Below are 18,409 nucleotides of genomic sequence, written 5' to 3' on the forward strand. Positions count from 1 at the left end.
GGGTGCCGTGCTGTGGGCTCTGTGCCCTCCTGATCAACCGAAAGGACACCTGTCCGATTCCCCGTAGGGTGGAGCGGTGAAGGCAGACCAGTACGTGACGGTGTCCCGCGAGGGCGTGCACGAGTCCGAGATCAACCGCTCGCGCTTCCTGTGCTCGCTCGCGCCCGCCGCGACCGAGCAGGAGGCGCAGGACTTCGTCGCGCGCGTCCGCAAGGAGCACCCCACCGCCTCGCACAACTGCTTCGCGTACGTGATCGGCGCCGACGCGGCCGTCCAGAAGGCCAGCGACGACGGCGAGCCCGGCGGCACCGCCGGGGTACCCATGCTGCAGATGCTCATGCGCCGCGACATCCGGTACGCGGTCGCCGTCGTCACCCGCTACTACGGCGGCGTGAAACTCGGCGCCGGCGGTCTGATCAGGGCCTACGGCGGGGTCGTGGGCGAGGCCCTCGACGAGCTCGGCACCGTCACCCGGCGCCGCTACCGGCTGGCCACCGTCACCGTCGACCACCAGCGCGCCGGAAAGACCCAGAACGACCTGCGCTCCACCGGCCGGACCGTGGTGGACCTGCGCTACGGGGCCGCGGTCGAGATCGAGGTCGCCCTCCCGGAAGCCGAGCTGCCCGCCTTCGAGGCCTGGCTCGCCGACAGCACGGCGGGCAGTGCCACCCTCACGCTCGGCGGAGAGACGTACGCGCCCTGAGTGACGGGCCGGACGCGTTAGCGTAGAGGGGTTCACGAGCGGGAGACCACCAGGGGGAGACGGTATGTGCGGCGAGGCCGGCGAGTGAAGTTCCTGCACACCTCCGACTGGCACCTCGGCCGGTCCTTCCACCGCGTGAACCTGCTCGGCGCCCAGGCCGCCTTCGTCGACCACCTCGTCGCCACCGTCCGCGAGCGCGAGGTCGACGCCGTCCTCGTCGCCGGGGACGTCTACGACCGGGCCGTGCCCCCGCTGCCCGCCGTCGAACTCTTCGACCGGGCCCTGCACCGGCTCGCCGATCTCGGGGTGCCCACCGTGATGATCTCCGGCAACCACGACTCGGCCCGCCGGCTCGGGGTCGGGGCCGGGCTGATCGACCGGGCCGGGATCCACCTCAGGACCGACCCGGCCGGCTGCGCCGACCCGGTGGTGCTGGCCGACGTACACGGCGAGGTGGCGCTCTACGGGCTGCCGTACCTGGAACCCGCCCTGGTCAAGGAGCAGTTCGACGCGGAGAAGGTGAGCCACGAGGCCGTGCTGGGCGCGGCCATGGACCGGATCCGCGCCGACCTCGCCGCCCGCGCGCCCGGCACCCGCTCCATCGTCCTCGCCCACGCCTTCGTCACCGGCGGCCAGGCCAGCGACAGCGAGCGCGACATCTCCGTCGGCGGGGTCGAGGCCGTGCCCGCCTCCGTCTTCGACGGGGTGGACTACGCCGCCCTCGGCCACCTCCACGGCTGTCAGACGATCAACGAACGGGTCCGCTACTCCGGTTCCCCGCTCGCCTACTCCTTCTCCGAGGCCGACCACCGCAAGAGCATGTGGCTGATCGAGCTGGGCGGGGACGGCTCGATCGCCGCCGCCGAGCGGATCGACACCCCCGTGCCGCGGCCCCTCGCCCGGCTGCGCGGCCCGCTGGAAGACCTGCTGGAGGACCCGGCGCACGCCCGCCACGAGGAGTCCTGGGTCGAGGCCACCCTCACCGATCCCGTCCGCCCCGACGACCCCATGGCCCGGCTCGCCACCCGCTACCCGCACACCCTCACCCTGGCCTTCGACCCCGAGGGCCGCGAGGAGGAGGCCGCCGCCTCCTACGCCCAGCGGCTCAAGGGCCGCAGCGACCAGGAGATCGCCGAGGACTTCGTCGCGCACGTACGCGGCGGCGGCCAGCCGGACGAGGCCGAACGGGCCGTCCTCCAGGGCGCCTTCGACGAGGTACGGGCCGACGACAGCCGTCAGGAGATCCATCGATGAGGCTGCACCGGCTCGAGGTCACGGCCTTCGGCCCCTTCGCCGAACCCCAGGCCATCGACTTCGACGCGCTCTCCGGAGCCGGGATCTTCCTGCTGCACGGGCCCACCGGCGCCGGGAAGACCTCCGTCCTGGACGCCGTCTGCTACGCCCTGTACGGATCCGTACCCGGCGCCCGCCAGGCCCCCGGCACCAGCCTGCGCAGCGACCACGCGGCCGACGGCACCCCGACCCAGGTCACCCTCGAACTCACCGCGGGCGGCCGCCGCCTGGAGATCACCCGGCGGCCCGAGCAGGACCGCCCCAAGAAGCGCGGCACCGGCACGACCAAGGACAAGGCCCAGAGCCGGCTGCGCGAGCACACCGGCGAGGGCTGGCAGCCGCTCAGCCGCTCCCACCAGGAGGTCGGCGAGGAGATCGAGCAGCTGCTCGGGATGAGCCGCGAGCAGTTCTGCCAGGTGGTGCTGCTGCCGCAGGGCGAGTTCGCGCGCTTCCTGCGCGCCGACGAGGCGGCCCGCGGCCGGCTCCTCGGCCGGCTCTTCGACACCCGCCGCTTCGCCGCCGTCGAAGCCCTGCTCGGCGAACGCCGCCGGGCCGCCGAGGCCAGGGTGCGGGCCGGCGACGAGAAGGTGCTGCACACCGCGCAGCGGCTCGCCCAGGCCGCCGGGGACGGGGCCGACCTGCGGGCCTGGCCGCTGCCCCGGCACCAGCCCGGCGACCCCGGCCTCGCAGGGGCCGTCCGGGCCTGGGCGGCCGTCGCCCGCTGCTCGGCGCGCGAGCGGATGACCGTCGCCGAGTACGCGCTCGCCGCCGTCGAGGGCCGGCACGCCGCCGCCCGGCGGGCCGCCGAAGACGAACGGGAACTGGACCGGCTCCAGCGGCGGCACGCCGAGACCGCCCGCCGGGCCGCCCTCCTCGCCGAGGCGGCGCCCGAGCGCGAACGGGTGCGCGCACTGCTGGACCGGGCCCGCCGCGGGGCCCTGGTGGCTCCCGCCCTGGAACTGCGCGGCGCCGCCTCCGCCGGGCACCTGGCCGCCGCGCACGCGGAGGCCGCCGCCCGCGCCGCGCTTCCGCCGTCGCTCAAGGAGGCCGGCACCGGACAGCTGGCGGTCGAGGAGCAGCGGCTGCGCGAGGAGCTCGGCGCGCTCGGCGCCGCCCACCGCGCCGAGCAGCGCAGCGCCGAGATCGGCCGCGAACGGGCCAACCTGGAGCGGGAGTCCCGGGCCGCCGAGGAGCAGCACCGGGAGTCCGCCGAGTGGCTGGAGCGCTGGGAGGACACCCGGGCCGCCCTGCACGCCCGCGTGGACGCCGCCCAGCAGGCCGCGACCCTGGCCGAGCAGCTCGCGGGCCGGCTGGAGCCCGCCCGGCTCCAGCTGAACGCCGCCCGGCGGCGCGACGAACTGGCCGCCGCCGCGGAGCGCGCCGAGGGCGAACTGCTCTCCGCGCGCGAGGAGTCGGCCGCCGCCCGCGAGCGCTGGCTGGAGCTCAAGGAGGCCCGGCTGCGCGGGATCGCGGCCGAGCTCGCCGAGGCGCTGGTGGCCGGTGAGGCCTGCGCCGTCTGCGGCTCCGCGCAGCACCCCGCCCCGGCCCGCCCGGCCCCGGGACACGTGGACCGGGCCGCAGAGGACTCCGCCCACGCCCGCTTCGAGCAGACCGAGCGGGCCAAGGCCGCCGTCGAGCGCCGGCTGGCCGCCGACGAGCAGGCCCGCGCCGCCGCCGCGGCCGCCGCCGCGGGCGCCACCACCGCCGAACTCCTCGCCCTGACCGCGGACCTGAGCTCCCGGCACGCCGCCGCGCACGCCGCGGCCGCCGGACTCCACGAGGCCCGCGAACGGCTCGCCCGCGCCGAGCGGGAGCACACCGCGCGCAGCTCCGACCGGCTCGACGCCGAGCGCCGGGCCGCCGCCAGGGCCTCCCTCCGCGAGCAGCTCGACCGGGAACAGGCCGCGCTGGAGGAGGGGCTCGTCCTCGTGCGCGACGGCGCGCCGACCGTCGCGGCCCGCGCCCGGACCCTGGAGGACCGGGTCCGGATGGTCTCGGGGGCCGCGGTCGCGCTGCGCCGCGCCGAGACCACCGCCGCCCGGCTGAAGGAGGCCGACGACCAGCTCGCCGACGCCGCCTTCAAGGCCGGCTTCGACACCATCGAGACCGCCGCCGACGCGGTGCTCCCCGAGTACGAACGCACCGCGCTCCAGCGCCGCACCGACGCCTGGCAGGCGGAGGAGGCCATGCTGGCGGACCGCCTCGGCGAGACCGACACGGCCGCCGCCGCGGAGCTGCCCCCGGCCGCGCCGGAGCGGGCCGAGGCGTACGCCGCCCAGGCCGCGGCGAAGCTCCGTACCGCCGGGTCCGCCTTCGACGCCGCCCGGGTCCGCTGCGCGGAGCTGGACCGGCTCTCCCGGCAGGCCGAGCAGGAGCTGCGCGCCCTGGGGCCGCTGCGCGAGGCCTACGAACGCGTGGCCCGGCTGGCCGGACTCACCGCCGGCACCTCCGCCGACAACGAGCGCAAGATGCGGCTGGAGGCGTACGTACTGGCCGCCCGCCTGGAGCAGGTGGCCGCGGCCGCGACCGTACGGCTGCAGCGCATGTCCGGCGGCCGCTACACCCTGGTCCACTCCGACGCACGGGCCGGCGGACGGGGCCGCTCCGGGCTCGGGCTGCACGTGGTCGACGCCTGGACCGGCAGCGAACGCGACACCGCGACCCTCTCGGGCGGCGAGACCTTCTTCGCCTCGCTCGCCCTCGCGCTGGGCCTGGCCGACGTGGTCACCGACGAGGCGGGCGGCATGCGCCTGGACACCCTCTTCATCGACGAGGGCTTCGGCAGCCTCGACGACCAGGCCCTGGACGAGGTGCTCGACGTCCTGGACTCGCTGCGCGAACGGGACCGCAGCGTCGGCATCGTCAGCCACGTGGCCGATCTGCGCACCCGGGTGCAGGCCCAGCTGGAGATCGTCAAACAGCGCGGTGGCTCGGTGGTGCGCCACCGCACGCCGGCGCTCACGGACTGAGCGGCCTGCGGGGGAGCGGCGAGGAGTACACGATGCTGGTGGTCACCGGGCCGAGGCCGGCGATCCGGCCGGTGACCTCCTCCAGGTGCCCCATCGAGCGGGCCGCGACCTTGAGCACGAAGCAGTCGTCGCCGGTGACGTGATGGGCCTCCAGGATCTCGGAGGTGGCGTCGAGGAAATCGTGGAACGGCTTGTAGTTGCCGTGCGGATAGCGCAGCCGGACCAGGGCCAGGATCGACTTGCCGAGCTTCTCCGGGTCCACCACCGCCGTGTAGCCGGTGATGATGCCCAGCTCTTCCATGCGGCGGACCCGCTCGGTGACGGCGCTCGCGGACATCGACACGGAACGGGCCAGCTCGGTGAAGCTGGCGCGGCCGTCCCGCTGGAGGGCTTCGAGGATCCGCCAGTCGGTGGCGTCGGGGGAATAGTCGGTCATGGCGCAGGTCTAGCAGGGGAATCCCCGGTCGGACAACAGAAAGGCCGGGGAAAGTCACTTCCGAGGTTGATCAACAGATCGTAGATTTTGAGCCATGACGACGACACAGAACACCTCGCCCGCGACCGCCGCCAACCCCGTCCTGCGGGTGCCCCCGGCCTCCCCGGCCGCGGCCGCCGCCTACTTCGCGGCGAGCCTCGCCTTCCACGCGGACGTGTCGGATGTCGCCGCCGCCTTCAAGGCACACCGCGAGCAGGGATCCGAGCTCGGCTTCCAGCTGATCGACTCCCGCTCCACGCCCTCCTGGGACCAGGCCCACGTACCCGGCGCCATCCACCTGCCCACCGCGCTGATCCCCGAGCAGGCCGAGCGGATCCTCGACAAGAACGTGCCCGTGGTCACCTACTGCTGGGGACCGGGCTGCAACGGAGGCACCCGCTCCGCACTGGCCCTGGCCGAACTCGGCTTCCAGGTCAAGGAGATGCTCGGCGGTATCGAGTACTGGATCCGCGAGGGCTTCGAGGTCGAGACCTGGCAGGGCCGCGAGCAGCGGGCCGAGGCCGACCCGCTGACCGCCCCCACCGACTCGGACGACTGCGGCTGCTGACCCCGTCCGGCATGCCGACGGGCCGCACCCCCAGGGGAGTGCGGCCCGTCCGCGTGACGGCATCAGAGCTTCGAGAGCTCGTCCACCAGGTCGTCCAGCCCCAGCGAGCCCTGCGACAGCGCGGCCATGTGCCAGGCCTTCAGGTCGAAGGAATCGCCGTGCGCCGCCCGGGCGTTGTCCCGGCCCAGCAGCCAGGCCCGCTCGCCCAGCTTGTAGCCGATCGCCTGACCGGGCATCGACAGGTACCGGGTCAGCTCGCTCTCGACGAAGTCCGCGGGCCGCCCGCTGTGCAGGCCGAAGAACTCCTGCGCGAGATCGGGAGTCCACCTCTCGCCCGGGTGGAACGGCGAGTCCGCCGGGATCTCCAGGCCCAGGTGCATGCCGATGTCCACGATGACCCGCGCCGCGCGCATCATCTGGCAGTCCAGGTAGCCCAGGCGCTGCTCCGCGTCCTTGAGGTAGCCCAGCTCGTCCATCAGCCGCTCCGCGTACAGCGCCCAGCCCTCGGCGTTGGCGCTGACGATGCCGACCGTGGCCTGGTAGCGCGAGAGCCGGTCCGCGACGTGCGTCCACTGCGCGAGCTGCAGGTGGTGGCCCGGCACGCCCTCGTGGTACCAGGTGGAGACCAGGTCGTAGACGGGGAAGCGGGTCTGGCCCATGGTGGGCAGCCAGGTGCGGCCCGGACGGGAGAAGTCCTCCGACGGGGAGGTGTAGTACGGGGCCGCGGCGCCGCCCGGCGGGGCGATCCGGGACTCCACCTTGCGCACCCGCTCGGCGAGTTCGAAGTGCGTGCCGTCGAGGTTCTCGATGGCCTCGTCCATGATGCCCTGGAGCCAGGCCTGGACCTCGTCCACGCCTTCGATGTGGGTGCCGTGCTCGTCGAGGTGGCGCAGCGCGTCCCAGGGGCCGGCGCCGGGCAGGATCTTGGCCGCCTCGGCCTTCATCTCGGCGAGCAGCCGGTGGTATTCGGACCAGCCGTAGGCGTACGCCTCGTCCAGGTCCAGGTCGGTGCCGTTGAAGTACCGCGACCAGCGCGCGTACCGCTCGCGGCCGACGGTGTCCGGCTTGCCCTCGACGGCCGGGGCGTACACCGACTCCATCCAGTCGCGCAGTTCGACGACCGAGGCGGTCGCGGCGGCCGCCGCCCCGTCCAGCTCGGCGCGCAGGGCGTCCGGGCCGGCGGAGGCGAAGTCCTCGAAGAAGGCGGGCTCGCCGCCGTCCTGGCCGGCCCAGGCGGAGAGCTGGCCGATCATCGTGGCGGTGGCGCGCGGGCCGCCGTACAGGCCGCGCTCCAGACCCAGGCCCAGGCTCTCGCGGTAGCCGGCGAGCGCGGCCGGTACGGCACGCAGCCGCTCGGCGATCGCCGCCCAGTCCTCGTCCGTGTCGGCGGGGGTCAGCGTGAAGACCTCGCGGACGGCGTGCGCGGGGCTGTGGATGTTGCTGACCGCGCAGAGGTCCTCGTCGGCCTCGTGGACGGCGAGTTCGGCCGTGAGGCGCTCGCGCAGCAGGCGGGCGCAGCGCCGCTCGGCCTCGCTGTCGGCGCCGGGCAGCCGCTCGGCCGCGTCGAGGCGGGCGAGGGTGGCGCGCAGGAGCTCGGCGGCGGCCGCGCGGCCGGCCGGGGAGAAGTCCGGGAGTCTGCCCGAGCTCGCGGCGACACCGAGGTAGGTACCGGTGATCGGGTCGAGGGCGATCAGGTCGTCGACGTACGCGTCGGCCACCTGGCGGGGCAGCCTGGTGTCGCTGCCGTTGTGGAGGGTCTCTGACATGGGGACATCTTCGTATGCGGGAACGCGTCACGTCATCACCGTTTGACGCCAGCCTGCTGACGCGAGCGGCCGATCAGCGCGCCGCGGCGGCCCGGTCCGCCTCCCCGGGAAGGGGCGAGGGGGACCGGGAGTGCCGGTGTCAGTGCCGGTGTCAGTGCCGATGGTGCGGGCGCTGCTGCTCGCGCGGGATGTCGTACGGGAGGCGCGAGACGACCGGGGTGGCGTCCAGCCGGGCCGTGATCACCAGTGTGCCCTCCTCGATCTGGTAGTCGAGGGGCAGGCCCAGGCCGCGCATGGCGGCGACCATGCCGGTGTTGGAGGCCCGGGTGACGGCGTACACGCTGTCGCAGCCGGCCTCGATGGCCATGGAGATGAGGCGGCGCAGCAGCTCGGAGCCGATGCCGCGGCGCTGCCACTCGTCCTCGATCAGCAGCGCGACCTCGGTCTCGTCACCGTCCCACAGCAGGTGGCCGAGGGCGACGAGTTTGCCGGAGACGGTGGTCGCGGCGAGGGTGCGGCCGAAGCGCGGGCTCAGCAGGTGGCCGAGGTAGGCGTCGGCGTCGGAGACCGGGCCGTGGTAGCGCAGGCCGAGGGTGCGTTCGGAGCAGCGGTCGTGCATCGCGCGGGCCGCGGCCTGGTCGGCGGAGTCGGCGCGGCGCACGGTGATCTCGTTGCCCTCGGGCAGGGTCAGCACGTCCTGGCTGCGGGGCACGCGGGGGCCGAGGCGGGCGTCGAGCTCGACCAGGGCGCGGGCCCGGGCGAACTCGGTCGGGGTGAACGGCAGGTAGGGCCGCTCCACGGTGATCGCACCGCCCGAGGGGTCGCGCAGTCGCATGACCGTGGCCTCCAGGACCCCCTCGACCGGGGCGTCTGCGGCGGCGTTTGGACGGCCGGACAGGGTGGTCGCCGGGATGGAGTGGATCGTGCAGCGGCCCAGGAGCTGGCGCAGCGCGAGCGGGAGCTCGGCGGCGTCCAGGGCGGTCCGGGTGGCCAGGCCCAGGACGCGGGTCGGGGTGTCGACCAGGTCGTGGGCGTCGGCGCGCTCGATCCAGGTGCTGTGGCCGCCGGCCCGGGCGACCGTACGGGTCAGCTCGGAGGAGGGCAGCTGCTGCGGGGCGCGCAGCAGGAACTCGTCGACGGTGCCGCCCTCGGGGAGCGGGTGCGTCTGGAGGGTGAGGATGTCGACCTCGCTGCGGGCGAGGGCGGTGCACAGCGCGGCCAGGGAGCCGGGCTCGTCGCGCACGGTGGTGCGCATCCGCCACAGGGCGGAGGTGGCCGCGGTCGCCCCGGGGGTGGTGGCTCCGGGGGCTCCGGCTGCGGCTGCCGCTGCGGACGGGGCCGGATCGCCGGGCGCTGTGCCGTCCGGCGGGGGCGCATGGCTGTGGCGCCTTGCCCACCAGGTGTGGAACGCGGCCGTGACCAGGAGTGCGACGGCCGAGGCGACCAGCAGGATCGGGCCCCTCGGACCGTGCACGACGAGATTGGCGATGGCGTCGGCGACCGCGACGGCGCAGAAGAGCGCGGCGAGTTCGACGACGTCGCGACGCCAGTGGTGGCGGTGGAGACGCTGGGCAGAGGGAACACTACGGTCAGTCATGCAGACCACTGTGACGCAGGGGTGTTGCGTGATCACGAACGATCTGTGACCGACTGGTTAAGTATCCATCTGGCCGATTTCACCCAGTTTTCTGCGCCATTTCCGGATTCCAGGGCTGGTCCGGGTGGCCTGGAGTGGCTCCGCCTCGTGGTCACTGTCCCACGCGGCCGGGCTGGAGCGTCCTGGTGAACAGGACGCCGCCGCCCTGGCGGCGCAGCCGGACGGTCAGCTCTCCGCTGCCGCCGTCGATGTCGATCTCGCCGTAGTAGGGCGGGTTCTCGGAGGGGGACATGTTGGCGAGCGGGGCCGACTGCACGTACGCGGTCTCCGGGCCGAAGGTGGCGTCGAGCCGCCCGGCCGGGAAGCCGCCGGCGCCGATCGGGCCGGAAACGAACTCCCAGAACGGCGCGAAGTCGGTGAAGGCCGCCCGCTCGGGCGCGTAGTGGTTCGCGGCCGTGTAGTGGACGTCGGCGGTGAGCCACACGGTGCCGGTGATGCGGTGGTGCTTGATGTGGCGCAGCAGTTCGGCGATCTGGAGCTCCCGGCCCAGCGGGGCTCCGGGGTCGCCCTGGGCCACGGCCTCGAAGTTCACCGCGCCGTCGGGGACGACGATGCCCAGCGGCATGTCGGCGGCGATCACCTTCCAGGTGGCGCGGGAGCGCGACAACTCGCGCTTGATCCAGGCCAGCTGCTCGGGGCCGAGGATGCCGACGGGGTCCTCGGTCTGGGTGCCTGGGGAGTTCGCGTTCCGGTAGGAGCGCATGTCGAGCACGAACACGTCCAGCAGCGGGCCGTACCGCATCACCCGGTACATCCGGCCCTCGGCGCGGCCGCCGCGCAGGTCGGTGACGGGGAAGTACTCGCCGAAGGCCTGCCGGGCCCGATCGGCCAGCACGTCCACCTCCCTGACGGTGTAGCGGGGGTCCTCGATCAGCTGGCCCGGGTACCAGTTGTTGCGCACCTCGTGGTCGTCCCACTGGGCGAGGACCGGGACCTGGGCGTTGAAGTCGCGCAGGTTGCGGTCGAGCAGGTTGTAGCGGAAGTTCCCGCGGAACTCGGCGAGGGTCTCGGCGACCTTCGACTTCTCCTCGGTGGTGACGTTGTGCCAGACGCTGCCGTCGCGCAGCGGGACGGCGGGCTGGATCGGCCCGTCGGCGTAGATCGTGTCCCCGCTGAAGAGGAAGAAGTCCGGGTCCCGCAGCCGCATTTCCTCGAAGACGCGGTAGCCGCCGAGGTCGGGGTTGATGCCCCAGCCCTGGCCCGCCAGGTCCCCCGACCACACGAAGCGCACGTCGTGGCGGCGGGAGACGGGCGTGGTGCGGAAGCTGCCGCAGACCGGCTCGCCCGTGCGGCGCGGGTCGTCGGGGTCGGCCAGGACCACCCGGTAGTGGATCTGCTGCCCGGGCGGCAGGTCGCGCAGGACGGCGGTGCCGGTGAAATCGCCGGACGGGCCGAGCAGCGGGCCGCGGTGGCGGCGTACGGCGTAGCGGAACGCCTCGCTCGGCGAGGTCTCCACGTACATCCGCGCGGGGCGGTCCGAGCGGGTCCAGACCGTGGCCGAGTGCGCGGTGATCTCGCCGGACTGCACGCCCCACAGCGCCTGCGGGCGCCCCGAGCGGGCGAAGGCGGGGGCGGCGAGTGCCGGGGAGGCGAGCAGCGCGCAGGACAGGGCGAGGGAACCGCCGAGGAGGGTCCGTCGGGTGTGCGGGTTCGATGCCATCGGTGCGTCTCCAGGGGCCGGCGAGATCGGGCCGCACCAGCGTGCCGCCGCACCCCGGCCCGGCCGCGTCTCCCACGCGAACCCCGGATGAACAGCCGTCAGCAGCTCAGGCCGGCGTACGGATCGCCGCGCTGCGGGCCGTGTCCAGGACGACCCGGGCGACCAGCGCGGGATCGTCGCTCATCGGCACGTGGCCACAGCCCGGCAGCCGCACCAGCCGGGCGCCGGGCACGGTGTGCTTGGCGCGCACGCCCTGGCGGCGCAGGAGCAGCCGGTCGCGGGTGCCCCAGGCGATGGTGACCGGCAGGCCGGGCACGTCCGCGGTGAACCGTACGGAACCGCCGGCGGCCAGGGTCTTCTCGAACCCGGTGGCATCGCGCAGGGCGAGGGTCTCGGCGACCACGGCGTCGGGCGAACGCCGGGCCGGGCGGGCGTAGATGGTGCCGGTGAGGGCGGCCCGGCCGGCCGGGGTGTGCGAGAGCCGCTCCAGCAGCGGGCGGGGCAGCGCCCTGGCGCCGGCGCGCATCGCGAGGAGGGTGGCGAAGGCGTAGCGGCGCTCGCCCTCGGTCCAGAACCCGGCGGGGGACAGCGCCGTGACCGAGCGGGCCAGGCCGGTCCGGCCCATTTCCAGCGCGAGCAGGCCGCCGAGCGAGTTGCCCGCCACGTGCGGCCGCTCCACACCGAGCGCGGCGCACAGCGCCCCGAGGGCGGGGGCGACGGTGTCCAGCCCGTACGGGACGCCCTCGGGCAGCGGCTCCGAGACGCCGAAGCCGGGCAGGTCGACGGCGATCACGTCGTGCTCGGCGGCCAGGATGTCGGTCACCGGGTGCCATGCCTGGAGGTGGTGGCCGATGCCGTGCAGCAGGAGGAGCGGTTCGCCCGCGCCCTTGCGCTCGTAGGCGACGGTGGCGGTGCGCGGGCCGAGCGGCGAATCGATGGTGAACGAGACCGTGGCGGTCATGCTGCTCCTCGTCGGGTGGACGCGTGCGAGACAGGCTGTCAGTAGTACCCAACGCCATGATTACCGCCCGGTAGCCCTTGACTACAAGCCTTTGGGGCTTTCCGGGTGCACGAGAACATCCCGTGAACGGCTTGATACCTATGCCCGATCTGCCCGGCAAAGGGCTGAGCATTGGTCTTGACCAAGGGGGTGCACCGTCCTATCGTCGCAGGGATAGTGCAGGAACCTTTAATAAACAAGGGCGCGGAACTGCCGCTGGAACACACGGCGAGTGCAGCGATGGCAGGAGGATTCAGGGTGGGGACCACGCAGCTCGAAACGGTGCCGGAGCCGAAGTACTGGCACCTCAAGACCGTCCTCAGCGAAGCGCTCGACCAGGACTTCGCCGTCGGCGAGGTGCTGCCCAACGAGCGTGAACTCGCCGCCCGTTTCGGAGTCGCCCGCGCGACCCTGCGCCAGGCGCTGGAGCAGCTCGAGCTCGAAGGCCGCTTGCAGCGGCGCCGCGGCGTCGGCACCACGGTCGCCCCGCCGCGCGTCGGCGTCGCCGTCGGCAGCACGCAGCACGGCTGGCCCGGCGAGGACGCCGACGGCTGGGAGCCGGTGGACGCGGGCGAGGGCCTGCCGTCGGCCGCGGTCCTCAAGCTGCTCGGCGCGGGCGGCGCTTTCGCCGCCGACCAGTACGTCCACACCGTCCGCCGGACCCGGGTCACCCAGGGCCAGGTCGTCGCCGCCGAGCTGCTCTACGTGCCGGCCGCCTCCGTGCCCGGACTCCCCGCCATCGAGGCCCCGAGCGGACCCGCCCGCGCCCGCGCCGTCCTGCGCGAACTCCAGCGGCTGGCCCTGGACGGCCAGGACCGCTCGGTGGAGCTCGGCTCCGCCCGGGCCGACGACGCCAAGGAGCTGGACCGGCTGCCGGGCGCCCCGGTCCTGCTGGTCACCACCCGGTACTTCACCGCGGCGGGCACGGCCGCGGTCTCGGTGGCCACCTACCGCGCCGACACCTGCCGCCTGACCTTCGGCGACTCGGGCGACGTCGAGATCACACACGAGCCGCGCGTCGCGTCCTGAAGCGCGGGCTACGCGTCGCCTCCTGAACCGAGGGCTACGGGCCGGATCCGGGCACTCGGCTCGGCCTGGGCGGTCCTGGGCCGGCTCGGCCCGGCTCGGCCCGGCCCGGCCCAGGACCGGCCTGGCCTGGGCGGGCCGGGGCTGGCTGAGCGGGTCCGAATCGGGCTGAGCCGGACCGGGTTGTCGTGAGCCGGGCCGGGGTGTTCCGAGCCGGACCGGGTTGTCCTGAGCGGGTCCGCGGTGTCCTGAAGTGGTGCCGGTTGTCCAGAGGCCCCCGCGCGGCGCCTGACCGGTATCCGCCCTGCCGGGCACTCGCCCGGCTCCCCGCCCTGCCCGGCACTCGCCCGGCGGCAGCCTCAGCGGCGGCGGGTCGTGACCGTCTTCTCGACGGCGAAGAGCTCTTCCTCCACGTGGTCCAGGGCGAGCCGCAGCGCCCCGGTGGCCACCGCGGCCTCGCCCAGCATGGACAGGGCCACCCTCGGCGGACGCAGGCAGTAGCGCTCCAGCTCCTGGCGCAGGGGGCCCAGCACCCCGTCCAGCCCGGCCGCCCAGCCGCCGACGACGACCAGCTCCGGATCCATCGCCAGGACCAGCGCGGCCACGTCGTGGACCAGGCGCTGGATGAACCGCTGCACGGCCGCCACCGCCCGCTCGTCGCCCCGCCGCGCCATCGCGAAGACCTCGGCGACGGCCGGTTCGTCCAGCGGGTGCAGCGGCTCGCCGGTGGTGGACAGCAGCTTCTCGGGCGTGACCTCGCGGCCCAGCAGGTGCAGGGCGCCGATCTCCCCGGCCGCCCCGCCGAACCCCCGGTGCAGCCGGCCGCCGATCAGCGAGCCCGCGCCCGGGCTGAGCCCCGCCATCACGAACACCATGTCGTCGGTGTCCCGCGCGGCCCCCTTCCAGTGCTCGGCGACCGCCGCCGCGTTGGCGTCGTTCTCCACCTGCACCGGGCAGCGGAACGAGCGCCGCAGCCGGTCCCCGAGCGGCAGCCCGGTCCAGCCGGGCAGCGCCGTGCCGAGGCGGACCGTGCCGTCGGCCTCCACGATCCCGGGGCTGCCGACGCCGACCGCCCGCAGCGAGTCGCGCGGAACCCCGGCCCGGCGCAGCAGGTCCGCGACCGCCGTCCGTACCCGCTCCAGCCGCTCGTCGGCCGAGGCCGCCTCGTCGACGTCCTTGGTCCCGGCGCCGATGACCCGCCCGTCCAGCCCGGACAGCAGCACCGCGACCCGGTGCGAGCCGATCTCGATGCCCAGCAGATGCCCCGCCTCGGCCCGGAAGCGGAACCTCCGGGCAGGGCGCCCCTGCCGCCGCGCGCCTTCCTCGGCATCCGCCTCGACGACGAGCCCGGTTCCGATCAGCCCTTCGACGACTCCCTCGACGGTCGGCCGGGAAAGCCCGGTGACCCGGGTGAGGTCGGTGAGGGTCGGCGACTGGGCCGCGCGCAGTGCCCGAAGCACCACGGCGGAGTTGATCCGCCGGAGCAGGGAGGGATCCCCGCCGGTCAGCTGCCCCAACGTGAGTCCTCCCAGCAGGTGAGCCTGTCAGCCGGATCGTACTGCGCACCCGGCACAGCGGCGAGAAGCGGCCCCCCATCGGCGGAACGCGCCCCTCCCTCAGGCCGGGGCGACGAAGCCCGACTCGTACGCCGTGATCACCGCCTGGGTGCGGTCCCTCGCCCCCAGCTTCGCCAGGATCGCACTGACGTGCGACTTGACCGTCTCCGCGCCGATGATCAGCTCGCTCGCGATCTCCACGTTGGTGAGGCCCCGCGCCATGAGCCGCAGCACCGACTCCTCCCGCTCGGTCAGGGCCGCCCGCTCCAGCGCGGCCCGGGCGTGCCGGTTGCCGTACTCCGCGGCCAGTGCCCGCACCGCCGCCGGGAAGAGCAGCGTCTCGCCCTCCGCGACCAGCCGTACCGCGTGCACGATCTCCGAGGGCCGCGCCCGCTTGAGCAGGAAGCCGTCCGCCCCGGCCCGCAGTGCCTGGTAGACGTACTCGTCGTTCTCGAAGGTCGTGACCACGAGGATCTTCGGCGGCGAATCCACCGTCCGCAGGACCGCCCGGGTCGCCTCGATACCGTCGAGCAGCGGCATCCGCACGTCCATCGCCACCACGTCGGGACGCAGCTGCCGTACGAGCGGCACGACCGACGCCCCGTCGGCCGCCTCACCCACCACTTCGATGTCGGGCTGGGCTTCCAGGACGGCGCGCAGACCCGCGCGCACCAGGGGTTCGTCGTCGACGAGCAGTACGGTAACCGGCATCCCGTCAGCGTATTCGCTCCAGCGGAAGCCGGGCGCGCACCCTCCAACTGCCCTCGTGCGGCCCGGTCTCGGCCTCCCCGCCCAGCAGCGCGGCACGCTCCCGCATCCCGCGCAGCCCGCCGCCCCTCCCCGTCATCAGCACCGGCCCGTCCGGCAGCGGATTGATCACCTCCAGGTCCAGCCGGCCGACCGCCGCCTCGATCCGCACCCGGACCGGCACCGGACCGCAGTGCCGCAGCACATTGGTCAGCGCCTCCTGAAGGATCCGGTACCCCTCACGGGTGACGGGCCCCGGCAACTGCTCCAGCGGGCCGGACAGTTCGGCGTCCACCGCGGAACCGGAGGCACGCGCGGACTGCAACAGCCGGTCGGCGTCGGCCAGGGTGGGCCGTTGCGAGGGCGGCTGCGCGGACTCCCGCAGCACCAGCAGCACCCGCTCCAGGTCCTCCATCGCGGCCCGGCCGGTCTCCTCGATCGCGCACAGCGCCCGCTCCGTGAACTCCGGGTCCCCCGCGGCCCGGGCCGCGCCCGCCTGGACCACCGCCACGGTCAGCGCGTGCCCGATGGAATCGTGCAACTCCCGAGCGATCCTCGTCCGTTCCAGCAGCTGCTCGGTACGGGCCTCCAGCGCGCTGAGCCGCTCGGCGGCCGAAGGCCCCAGCAGCCTGCCGGCGATGGCCGTGACGGCCTCGCCCAGCAGGACCACGATGATCACCAGCAGGACCACCGGCACCGGTACGAGGAGGACGGCCGCCCAGCGGGGCGGGATGAACGGCAGGATCACGTCGTCGCCGCCCAGCGAGTGCCCCGCCGCGGTGAGGACGAGCTCCAGCGTCATGACCGGGAGCCATACCGTGGCCAGAATCGCCGCGCCCGCCAGCACGAGACGTATCTCCAGCCAGACGACCGTCCGCCAGCGGTCTCCCCACCGGGCCGACGGGGCCGTGCTGATGGACCCGTCGTGGCCGCCGCGCTCGTGCGGGGCCAGCAGGAACTGGGCCTGCAGCCCCTCGGCGACCCGCACCCACGGAATCAGTCCGAACGGCGCGACGATCAGGGCAGGCATCCACGGCCACTCCGGCTCTATGAACATCCAGATGGACACGATGAGGATGGGCACGAGCAGGTGCAGCCAGCGGGTGTACGTGATCCCGCGGAGGGGAGCACGAAGCAGTCGGTACATGTCCTCATCGTGGCAGTCGGCCGCCGGGTGACGGCTCCCCCGTGCGGGGGAGACGATCCCCCCGTGCGGGGGAGGGCAGGGGGTGGGGCCGGCGGCGACTGTTGAGGCATGAACACGATCGAGATCCGAGAGCTCACCAAGGAGTACGGCGCCCACCGTGCGGTGGACGGCCTGACCTTCGACGTCCTGCCGGGGAGGGTCACGGGGTTCCTGGGCCCCAACGGCGCCGGCAAGTCCACCACGATGCGCCTGCTGCTGGGCCTGGACCGGGCCACATCGGGCACGGCCACCATCGGGGGCCGGAGTTACCAGGACCTCCCCGACCCGCTGCACCGGGTCGGCGCGCTGCTGGACGCACAGGCGGCGCACGGCGGCCGCACCGCCCGGGACCACCTCCGTTTCCTCGCCGCGGCCGGCCGGGTGCCGATGCGCAGGGTCGACGAGGTTCTGGAGCAGGCCGGGATAGCCTCCGTGGCCAAGCGGAGGATCAAGTCCTTCTCGCTCGGCATGCGCCAGCGCCTCGGCATAGCCGCTGCCTTGCTGGGCGCCCCGGGAGTGCTCCTGCTGGACGAGCCGACCAACGGCCTCGACCCCGAGGGCATCATCTGGATCCGCGAGCTGATGCGCGGCTTCGCCGCCGACGGACGCACCGTTCTGGTCTCCAGCCACCTGATGTCGGAGACCTCGGCGCTCGCCGACCACCTGGTCGTGCTCGGCAACGGCAAGCTGCTCGCCGACACCTCGGTGAAGGAGTTCATAGACGCCCGCAGCACCCAGCGGGTGCGGCTGCGCACGTCCGACCCGGTCCGGCTGCGGGCCGCCTTGGCCCGGGAGGGCTTCGAGCTGGTGACCGCCGACGACGGGCGGTGGACCGTCGAAGGCCTGCAGGCCGAACGGCTCGGCGGACTGGCCGCCCGCGAGGGCATCCCCATGCTGGAACTCTCCGACGAGCGCGCCTCGCTGGAGCAGGCCTACCTCGACCTCACCGCCGATCACGCGCAGTTCACCGCAACCCGCTGACTTCCCCTTCCTTCCCTGCCGTCAGGAGGCACCGCCATGCGCGCCGCTCTGCCCACCGTCCCCGCCCTGCACTCGGAATGGATCAAGATACGGTCCCTTCGCGGCTCCCTCGGGGCGCTCATAGCCGTCTTCGTGGCCACTGCGGGCATCCAGGTGCTCACGGCCGCGGCGATAGGCACGGCCGAGGCCGGCAGCATGGGGCCGGACCCGCTCTACGCGGCCTACTACGGACTCGTGTTCGGCCAGATCGCCGCCATGGCCTTCGGCGCGGGCGCCCTGTCCTGCGAGTTCCAGAACGGTGCCTTGCGCACCTCGCTGGCCGCCGTGCCGAACCGCACCCGGTTCTACCTGTCGAAGATGGCGATGGTGGGTGGACTGGCCCTGCTCGTCGGCCAGATCACCGGGCTGGTCACCTTCCTCGGCGGCCAGGCCTTCATGGGCCCCTACGCCCTTCGGCTCGGCGACCCGGGCACCTACCGTGCCATCGTCGGCTGCGGGCTCTACCTGGCACTGATGGCCTTGTTCGCGGCTGGGCTGGCCGCCGTGCTGCGGAGCGGAACGGCCGTGCTGAGCCTGCTCATACCCTTCGTCCTGCTGGTCTCGTTCATCGTCGGCGAGACCACGGGCGGCGTGGACCGGTTCCTGCCGGACCGTGCCGGGCAGATGGTGCTGCACTCGCAGGGGCAGGAAGGCCTCGGCCCCTGGGCCGGGCTCGGCGTGATGGCGCTGTGGGCGGGAGCGGCGGTGTTCGGCGGCTGGCTGGCGGTGCGGCGCCGGGACGCATGACCGCGGGCCAGTTGTCAGTGGCAGTCGGGATACTGA

At 74.0% G+C, this 18,409-nt stretch carries 15 protein-coding genes; 7 read left to right on the forward strand and 8 right to left on the reverse strand.

Annotation, left to right across the window (positions count from 1 at the left end; all coding sequences use genetic code 11):
• Positions 1-76: 76 nt before the first annotated feature.
• The 3 genes from ACFWP3_RS26255 (at position 77) to ACFWP3_RS26265 (ending at position 4,965) form a co-directional block, all read left to right on the forward strand.
• The gene (locus tag ACFWP3_RS26255; RefSeq protein ID WP_384225515.1) at positions 77-703 is read left to right on the forward strand and encodes a YigZ family protein; all 627 of its coding nucleotides are present in this window, start codon (positions 77-79) and stop codon (positions 701-703) included.
• 84 nt (positions 704-787) lie between these two features.
• Positions 788-1,957, forward strand: coding sequence for an exonuclease SbcCD subunit D (locus ACFWP3_RS26260; protein WP_384225518.1), 1,170 nt, complete (start codon positions 788-790; stop codon positions 1,955-1,957).
• Positions 1,954-4,965, forward strand: coding sequence for an AAA family ATPase (locus ACFWP3_RS26265; RefSeq protein ID WP_384225521.1), 3,012 nt, complete (start codon positions 1,954-1,956; stop codon positions 4,963-4,965). Before ACFWP3_RS26260 ends, ACFWP3_RS26265 begins: the two co-directional genes overlap by 4 nt.
• Here ACFWP3_RS26265 and ACFWP3_RS26270 read toward each other — a convergent pair.
• Complete coding sequence (locus ACFWP3_RS26270) at positions 4,955-5,401, reverse strand: Lrp/AsnC family transcriptional regulator (RefSeq protein WP_384225524.1); 447 nt, start codon at positions 5,399-5,401, stop codon at positions 4,955-4,957. The two genes, ACFWP3_RS26265 and ACFWP3_RS26270, sit on opposite strands and share 11 nt — an antisense overlap.
• 94 nt (positions 5,402-5,495) lie before the next feature.
• On the opposite strand from ACFWP3_RS26270, the gene ACFWP3_RS26275 reads away from it, so the two are divergent.
• Positions 5,496-6,008, forward strand: a complete 513-nt coding sequence (locus ACFWP3_RS26275; protein WP_384225527.1) for a rhodanese-like domain-containing protein — start codon at positions 5,496-5,498, stop codon at positions 6,006-6,008.
• 62 nt (positions 6,009-6,070) lie between these two features.
• Here the strand turns inward: ACFWP3_RS26275 and ACFWP3_RS26280 are convergent, their stop codons facing one another.
• The 4 genes from ACFWP3_RS26280 to ACFWP3_RS26295 form a co-directional block, all read right to left on the reverse strand.
• Entirely contained in the window at positions 6,071-7,774 is a 1,704-nt protein-coding gene (locus ACFWP3_RS26280; protein WP_384225530.1) for a DUF885 domain-containing protein, read from the reverse strand.
• 151 nt (positions 7,775-7,925) lie between these two features.
• Positions 7,926-9,371 (reverse strand): GNAT family N-acetyltransferase, encoded by a 1,446-nt coding sequence (locus ACFWP3_RS26285; protein ID WP_384225532.1) that lies wholly within the window; start codon positions 9,369-9,371, stop codon positions 7,926-7,928.
• A 151-nt stretch (positions 9,372-9,522) separates the two neighbouring features.
• A complete protein-coding gene (locus tag ACFWP3_RS26290) occupies positions 9,523-11,091 on the reverse strand; it encodes an alkaline phosphatase D family protein (RefSeq protein ID WP_384225535.1) in 1,569 nt (522 codons plus the stop codon).
• Positions 11,092-11,197: 106 nt separating this feature from the next.
• Positions 11,198-12,052, reverse strand: a complete 855-nt coding sequence (locus ACFWP3_RS26295; RefSeq protein WP_384225538.1) for an alpha/beta fold hydrolase — start codon at positions 12,050-12,052, stop codon at positions 11,198-11,200.
• 297 nt (positions 12,053-12,349) lie between these two features.
• Between ACFWP3_RS26295 and ACFWP3_RS26300 the strand changes: the two genes are divergently transcribed.
• Complete coding sequence (locus ACFWP3_RS26300; RefSeq protein WP_384225541.1) at positions 12,350-13,120, forward strand: GntR family transcriptional regulator; 771 nt, start codon at positions 12,350-12,352, stop codon at positions 13,118-13,120.
• Between the two features lie 356 nt (positions 13,121-13,476).
• Here ACFWP3_RS26300 and ACFWP3_RS26305 read toward each other — a convergent pair whose 3' ends face one another.
• The 3 genes from ACFWP3_RS26305 to ACFWP3_RS26315 form a co-directional block, all read right to left on the reverse strand.
• A complete protein-coding gene (locus tag ACFWP3_RS26305; protein ID WP_384225543.1) occupies positions 13,477-14,634 on the reverse strand; it encodes an ROK family transcriptional regulator in 1,158 nt (385 codons plus the stop codon).
• Positions 14,635-14,733: 99 nt separating this feature from the next.
• Positions 14,734-15,384, reverse strand: a complete 651-nt coding sequence (locus ACFWP3_RS26310) for a response regulator (protein ID WP_384225546.1) — start codon at positions 15,382-15,384, stop codon at positions 14,734-14,736.
• 4 nt (positions 15,385-15,388) lie between these two features.
• Positions 15,389-16,567 (reverse strand): sensor histidine kinase, encoded by a 1,179-nt coding sequence (locus tag ACFWP3_RS26315; RefSeq protein ID WP_384225548.1) that lies wholly within the window; start codon positions 16,565-16,567, stop codon positions 15,389-15,391.
• Positions 16,568-16,675: 108 nt separating this feature from the next.
• Between ACFWP3_RS26315 and ACFWP3_RS26320 the strand changes: the two genes are divergently transcribed.
• On the forward strand, positions 16,676-17,587 hold the full coding sequence (locus ACFWP3_RS26320; RefSeq protein ID WP_384225550.1) for an ABC transporter ATP-binding protein: 912 nt from the start codon (positions 16,676-16,678) through the stop codon (positions 17,585-17,587).
• A 36-nt stretch (positions 17,588-17,623) separates the two neighbouring features.
• Positions 17,624-18,373, forward strand: coding sequence for an ABC transporter permease (locus ACFWP3_RS26325; RefSeq protein ID WP_384225553.1), 750 nt, complete (start codon positions 17,624-17,626; stop codon positions 18,371-18,373).
• The last annotated feature ends 36 nt before the right edge of the window (positions 18,374-18,409 follow it).

The sequence above is a fragment of the Streptomyces sp. NPDC058525 genome, from assembly GCF_042719495.1.
Taxonomy (GTDB): Bacteria; Actinomycetota; Actinomycetes; order Streptomycetales; family Streptomycetaceae; genus Streptomyces.

Coding starts and splice junctions, on each gene's coding strand:
- ACFWP3_RS26265 (WP_384225521.1), top strand. CDS start 1,954: ATGAGGCTGCACCGGCTCGAGGTCACGGCCTTCGGCCCCTTCGCCGAA.
- ACFWP3_RS26270 (WP_384225524.1), bottom strand. CDS start 5,401: ATGACCGACTATTCCCCCGACGCCACCGACTGGCGGATCCTCGAAGCC.
- ACFWP3_RS26275 (WP_384225527.1), top strand. CDS start 5,496: ATGACGACGACACAGAACACCTCGCCCGCGACCGCCGCCAACCCCGTC.
- ACFWP3_RS26280 (WP_384225530.1), bottom strand. CDS start 7,774: ATGTCAGAGACCCTCCACAACGGCAGCGACACCAGGCTGCCCCGCCAG.
- ACFWP3_RS26285 (WP_384225532.1), bottom strand. CDS start 9,371: ATGACTGACCGTAGTGTTCCCTCTGCCCAGCGTCTCCACCGCCACCAC.
- ACFWP3_RS26290 (WP_384225535.1), bottom strand. CDS start 11,091: ATGGCATCGAACCCGCACACCCGACGGACCCTCCTCGGCGGTTCCCTC.
- ACFWP3_RS26295 (WP_384225538.1), bottom strand. CDS start 12,052: ATGACCGCCACGGTCTCGTTCACCATCGATTCGCCGCTCGGCCCGCGC.
- ACFWP3_RS26310 (WP_384225546.1), bottom strand. CDS start 15,384: ATGCCGGTTACCGTACTGCTCGTCGACGACGAACCCCTGGTGCGCGCG.
- ACFWP3_RS26315 (WP_384225548.1), bottom strand. CDS start 16,567: ATGTACCGACTGCTTCGTGCTCCCCTCCGCGGGATCACGTACACCCGC.
- ACFWP3_RS26320 (WP_384225550.1), top strand. CDS start 16,676: ATGAACACGATCGAGATCCGAGAGCTCACCAAGGAGTACGGCGCCCAC.
- ACFWP3_RS26325 (WP_384225553.1), top strand. CDS start 17,624: ATGCGCGCCGCTCTGCCCACCGTCCCCGCCCTGCACTCGGAATGGATC.